The sequence below is a fragment of the Novacetimonas hansenii JCM 7643 genome (assembly GCF_000964405.1).
GTDB lineage: Bacteria > Pseudomonadota > Alphaproteobacteria > Acetobacterales > Acetobacteraceae > Novacetimonas > Novacetimonas hansenii.
The window spans coordinates 1-546 of record NZ_BANE01000281.1 but is presented as its reverse complement, the minus strand read 5'-3'; the positions used below and the strand labels follow the sequence as shown (position 1 = coordinate 546).

Sequence of the window (546 nt, the reverse complement as noted above, 5' to 3'; positions counted from 1 at the left end):
GCCGCGGCCGGGTGGCGACGCGGCGGCCGCCGCCGCGCTGTGGTCGGGGCCCATGGTGCCGTTCGATGTCGCGCAGGTGGGGCGGTTCGACCTTGTGATCGATGCGGTATTCGGCGCGGGCCTGTCACGCGCGGTGGAAGGAGGGGGCGCCGATGTGCTGCGTGCGGCGCGGCGGCTCATCGCCATCGACATGCCCACGGGTGTGGACGGAGCGACCGGGGCGGTGCGCGGTTATGCCCCGACCGCGGAACTGACGGTCACGTTTTGCAGGCCCAGGCCGGGGCATCTCCTCCTGCCGGGGCGGGAGTTGTGCGGACGGTGCGAAGTGGCGGATATCGGCATTCCCGAAAATGCCGTGGGGCAGGTGGGCGTGCGGACATGGCGCAATGCGCCGGGCCTGTGGCAGGTGCCGCATTGCGGGGTGGAGAGTTATAAATACAGCCGTGGTGTCGTCAGTATATGTGGTGGCGCGCAGATGCCCGGTGCGGCGCGGCTTTCGGCGGCGGGCGCGCGGGGCAGCGGCGCCGGGCTGGTGCGGCTGGCGGT

The 546-nt window shown here is 72.0% G+C and carries 1 protein-coding gene; it reads left to right on the top strand.

Features of this window, described 5'->3' with window-relative positions; translation table 11 throughout:
* Positions 1-546: NAD(P)H-hydrate epimerase (locus B7G66_RS14815; RefSeq protein ID WP_048859341.1), on the top strand; the 546-nt coding region annotated here is incomplete at both ends.